2 protein-coding genes and 1 pseudogene are annotated in these 5,413 nt (G+C 50.3%); 1 reads left to right on the plus strand and 2 read right to left on the minus strand.

All coding sequences use genetic code 11. The annotated features are described in order from the left end of the window. Positions 1-1,287 precede the first annotated feature (1,287 nt). A pseudogene (locus QZ554_RS08030) lies at positions 1,288-1,492 on the plus strand (glutaredoxin-related protein); the annotation flags it as partial. Positions 1,493-1,590: 98 nt separating this feature from the next. Here QZ554_RS08030 and QZ554_RS08035 read toward each other — a convergent pair. Next, entirely contained in the window at positions 1,591-4,062 is a 2,472-nt protein-coding gene (locus tag QZ554_RS08035) for a hypothetical protein (RefSeq protein ID WP_297195685.1), read from the minus strand. Positions 4,063-4,116: 54 nt separating this feature from the next. Beyond that, on the minus strand, positions 4,117-4,266 hold the full coding sequence (locus QZ554_RS08040) for a hypothetical protein (RefSeq protein WP_297195686.1): 150 nt from the start codon (positions 4,264-4,266) through the stop codon (positions 4,117-4,119). Between the last annotated feature and the right edge of the window lie 1,147 nt (positions 4,267-5,413).

Raw genomic sequence — 5,413 nt, forward strand, 5'->3', positions numbered from 1 at the left:
TATCCCCGAAGATCCAAAGGCAGGAGTGTGCGAGCGAGATCATGCGTCGGCCCTGGTGGATTGTGGGTGGGGATAGTGCTCCGTATTCATTCTTCATAAGAGTACGCTAATGTATGGAATGCAAGTCCCCCGACGGATACGATTCCATCCATCGGGGGGGCTTCGCTAGGGGGACTTCGGAGAAGGCTTAGAGGCAGAGGCGTCACCGTTGTCCCTGCAAGAAGGAGCAACTTCTATGCTCGTATCCAGATTCTTCTAAGAGCTCAATACTTTCCTTGATCCCAAACTCTCTCGGCTTCTCATTTAGTAGCGAGGCAGCTTTTCAGGCACCTACCAACGGGGGCATCGGGAGCGCAAGACCTGCAGGAATGGCTGGTGGCATGCCTCCCATGATGAGGGGTGGCGGGAAGAAAGTCGGTGAGTATATCACAGACCTCGACATGGCTAAGTATCTCAACTATGTGGTGAGTACACAAGCCCTCAAGGGTGTCCCCTCCTTGGACAGCTACAAGGTGGACGGAGCCGCTGGATGTAATTCATGCGTGGTTGCTCGAAGAACTGCCTGGTAATCGTCTTCGCATTCTAACTCAAGAGAGTCAGATTTGTAAACCTGCGGCTGAATTGGCTGGAACAAATATTATGATTGATGGTCATCAGAGCTGGCTCTACGGCCTAGTAAAAGCTACTCAGGAGAGACTGACTCATTAAGGGAACAGTGTATCAAGGCCTGATAGTCCCTGCTTACCATAGAGCAATGTTGCCATCCTCTCCTTCGAGAAATTGCCCTGCAAGATGTTTGAAGCCTGCTTTATCGTAGGCTAAGATCTCAATCTTACCCACTGGCTTGGAGACTTCAGCTGGCTCATTTGCACTGAGTGCAAGGAGCCCCTAGTCATAGAAGCCTTCAAAAGCACATGAGTGCCTAGTCTCGGAGAAGATCGAGGAACTTGTACGTCTAGCGTCTACAGAAGCTGATATGCCTTCGCAGAACTTCTTCTGGTAGTACATCCGTGAGCAGGTAGAGGAGGAAGCAACTGCCTCCAACATTGTGGATCGGGTGTGCCTAGCCTCAGACCATGCCATTGTCTTCCTAGACAAGGAGCTGGCATCCCGCTAAGCACAGACTCTATGAGCCTTCATGGGCTACAACGAGGCTGTACTATGGATCTCCATGGTACAGCCTCGTCGCTTTTGGGGTAGGAGTGTAGAGGGGGCTTCTTTGTGATCCTAGCAAGGGGCTCGGCAGAGTCCTTGCTAGGATTCCCTCGGAGACCCTGCAAGGGTAACAAAGATGTGCGCGACCTCAAGGCTTTCTTGAAGCTAAGGGATCATAGCCCTGCCTTCACCTCAGCGAAGGCTCGAGGGGCAGCAAGTATCCCGTGCTTCGTGCTTGAGGATGGCACGGTAACGCTTAGCCCCCGAGGATGTAGGGCTAGATTCCCTCTCATTCCCTGCGGGGGAAGCCTGTAGCCTCGACGGCTTAGGTTGCTAGTCTCGTCTTGGCTAGATGCCCTTTTAGCTGTAAAAGAAATCACCCCCACAAGCTCTGAAGAAGGAGCTTGTGGGGGTGATTCTTTGAATGATGGTGGTCTACCAGAGACGCATGTAACGATGGGGGTCGTAGGCCTCATTTAGCCTTGACTGCCGATCTACCCCGAAGTTATCTCTATTCAGTATTAGAGAGCCTGCACCATCGTAGAAGTTGGTTGCATTGAGGTAGCCAGAGTGCGTCAGGTTGGGCTGATTAAAGACATAGGGAGGGAAGATCTGACGTAGCTGGGCGGGAGAAGTAGTAGTCCGGATGTAGCGACCGATAGCATTATAGAAGTTGCGGATATACCATGCTCCGTCAACGATCCTATTAGCTTGGCTGCTTTTCCTATTACTCTTCTTGACGAGGAGGGGAATATCGAAGCCATAGAAGTTCATCGTACCTGTATTGGCAGAGTAAGCCTCATCCTCTCCCTTGACCTTCCCGTTATCTAGGGCCACAACGTAGCGACAGTAGCCCTGCTCAATAGCTCTGGTCAGTGTCTGAAAGAGATAGGGGACGCCATTGATCATCCCTCGATTGGACTTGTTCATCGCCACCGAACTCTTTGCGTAGCGACTCGATAGGAGTACGATCGTTTGCCCTGGGCCTAGCACGTTCTTCCCCCCAGGCTGTACGGGCTGAGACCCAAGGATAGAGCTGAAGTCACGTACAAGGGTGGTATTCTCTGGATAGCTCTGTGGGTTCGGAAGCGTCTCTACGGAGACATACCCATACGCAGAGGTCTTATCCTTGCGCTTGTAGTAGGTACCTAGGGATAGCCCTGGCCACTTGGGAGATAGACCACTCACGAAATCTAGTGGCTGTACGAGGGCGTTGGCTAGGAGAGTCCCACGGGAAGGAGAGATATTGCCGACATTGAAGCCTGCGGTAGCGTCATCATCTTTATTGCCAACACCTCGATGGGTAAAGAGCTGATCCTTGAGCTGGTTGCTTACATTAGGGAAGACGCAGACCTGAGCCTCGTTGCTGGGGGCGTCATACTCCTTTAGAGCCTCCGCATCTAGTAGCTTAGGGATCGCAATGCGTACGATACCGTAGTCGGAGAGGTCGATATCACTGCGTGTCGGATTGTATATCTCGATCATACCGTAGCCCTTCTTGCTAGTCGGCTCATTCTTCCATGAGGATCCCCATATATTCCACACTGGCCTTCCCTCTTGGTAGTTGGCAATCTCAGAGATAAGAAGGTCAGAGGATACGGTCAGAGGGACAGTGTAGCAATGTCCTAAGCGGTAGGGGTCCGTGGAGGAACGCTTTGCTAGCTGAAGCTCGGGGAAGCCATACTCTTCGTTGTAGTTACCTGCAAAGTGCGGAGATACTGAAGGTGTATGCGCTGGTCCAGGATACTCCGGGCTGGAGATACGCTCCGTCTGGATGTCGTATCCAGAGACATTGATTGTGCGATAGAGAGGCTCTGGGAGTGTCTTGATGGGGATAGAGAAGAGCGTCTGGGTATCGCTTCCATGATAGATGTCCTTGGGGTACACCCAGCAATAGATAATATCATCACAGTATCTACCTCCAGGGAGGAGCTTGTAACTCCTATCCTTCTCCAGATAGATGGTCATGTCATCCCTGTCACGGTTACGATGGTCGTCTGGGAAGGGGGTCTTCCCAGAGGTAAGGTAAGATTCCTCCAAGAGCCCATTTTTGCCTTTGCCTGGCGTGTTGTATACAGGGGGCTTAGCCATGAGCTTAAACTCTGTGCTGGAGATGTTTAACTGGCTGATGGGGACATTCTCAATGAGGTTACTGCGAATCTTGATACGCAGTAGCACACCATCTGGGGTGAACTTCAGGCGCAGGTTACGGCCAAAGTCCGTGCTTCCACCTATTTCCTCCCGAGAGCCACCGGTCTTAGATCCTGCTGTGAGGTCTGGGCTACCCTTGGTGTAGAGGCGTGTCCAGCCACAGACGAGAGGGTAGTCAAACTCCACTTTGGACTGCTCACTCTGAGAGAGGATAAAGTGATTACGCCATCTGCTCTGTGCCTGTGTGTCCGTTGCGCTTACAGCACCATAGACACCAGAGATATACCATTCTCCATGCTCAAAGCTCTGCCCCGCACCTTGTAGCTGTACGGTTCCCTTATACCCAATGGTATAGGTGCCATTGTCCTGCTTGGTAAGAGTAGGGGTGACGCTGAGGGTGGTGACGCTTGCGTTCTTTCCATTGCTCCTGACGTCACTACGCTCAGCGATATAGAGGGTAAGTTTCTTTGGATTACGTAGCTCTTCGTCAGAGATTGTAAAGCCTATCGGTGCAGCCTCATCCTTCTTTACCTTGACTAGGTAGCGTGCATCCCCTTTGGGTTGATCTGACTCAACGGGTAGCATTAGCTGTGCCTCTCCGCTGAAGTCGACAGTGACTACAGCTCCTTGAGGGGCTTGCTCTTGCTCGCTGAGGGCGTTTGTTTTATTGTTTAAATCCTCCTTCGTGCAACTTGCTGTCAGTAGTGTGCAGACGAGTAGTGATGACAGGAGGAATTGTATGTTAATTCTCTTCATTCTATCCTTTGTATGTAGGTTTTCTTTGAGGAAATGTCTCTTAGTGTTCGCTGGTTAATATTCGTCCACTCCGAGTTCTCCTCCATCTTGCCATTCCCCGTTGAGGTCGCCCTCTACTGAGAGCTGTATGAGTATAGACAATGGTACGCTTAGGCCGAAGGCTTGGGCGTAAGGGCTGGTATACTCCTCCTTGTTTTTGTTCATTTGTTTTACTTCTTTTTAGTTTATATAAAAAAGGGATGATATGACTGGTTGTAAAAAGGGCTGCATGACACCAGTCTTACCACACAGCCTATGGTGGTTTATGTTGTTTGCTGGATGCTTACTACAGCCCGTGCTCGCCGAGGTAGCGCTCAGCCTCAAGGGCAGCTTTACAGCCAGAGGAAGATACCCCACCCGTACACAATCCGTCAAGGTCGAGAAGTAGAGCCTCTCAAACTCTGGGGCGAGTGTTTCCCTCCAGCTATCCTTTAGTCGTACGCGCATTGCGTCTATCTCTGTAGGGCAGGCAGAATAAGTAAATGGCATCCAACCCTATGATCAAACGCCCATTACCCTCATCTTTTATTTAAATCTTATCTGAAGCAGGCCAGCCTGCTTCCTTGGGTGGAAGATGAGACTCGAACCCACCACACCTAGAACCACAATCCGATGCTCTAACCAACTGAACTACAACCACCATGTCACCTAGACATCTCTGTCAAAATCATTGCAAAGATAAGAAGACTTTTTCAATACACATCACTTTTGCTCAATTTACGGAGCGTAACCACGGCTGGAGCTATATCGTTAATAGCTATCTCATAGTAGAAACTCAGCGAAAGCGCTTAGTCTACTCAAAGAGTCTGTTCACTCACTTTCTCATCAATGCCATTCCATATACGGAGCCGTATCTTATGTTCCCCAAGCTCGGTGAAAGTCGCCGTCCCTAATCGCTTCTGTTGTGATGAACTAGGCTAACCACCCTCAAACATCCACTCATACCCATCAGCCCCATACTCTCATTCCTCAGCTGAACCTGCACGAGCGAAGTCTTGCCCTCCGCCACCTCTATAGAGAAGAGGGTGGCTATTGGTATGGTCTTCTCCATGAGGCAAGACAACAGCAAAACTATAGCAAAATATTATTGCTAACCAGTAAGGGATTCTATCTATTAGGGCTGACGCATGATCTCGCTTGCACACTCCAGCCTTTGGATCTTCGGGGATATCATTTCATATCCCAGGGAGCCTTAGTCCATCCCTAGAGATCCTACGTATTATCCCCAAGAAACAGACATACAAGTGAGCCCTACAGAGGATATACTTAGAGCGAGGTAGTGTACACGCGTGTATACTGTTGTGTACACGTG

Origin of the sequence: uncultured Porphyromonas sp. (genome assembly GCF_915070105.1) — a bacterium.
Taxonomy (GTDB): domain Bacteria; phylum Bacteroidota; class Bacteroidia; order Bacteroidales; family Porphyromonadaceae; genus Porphyromonas.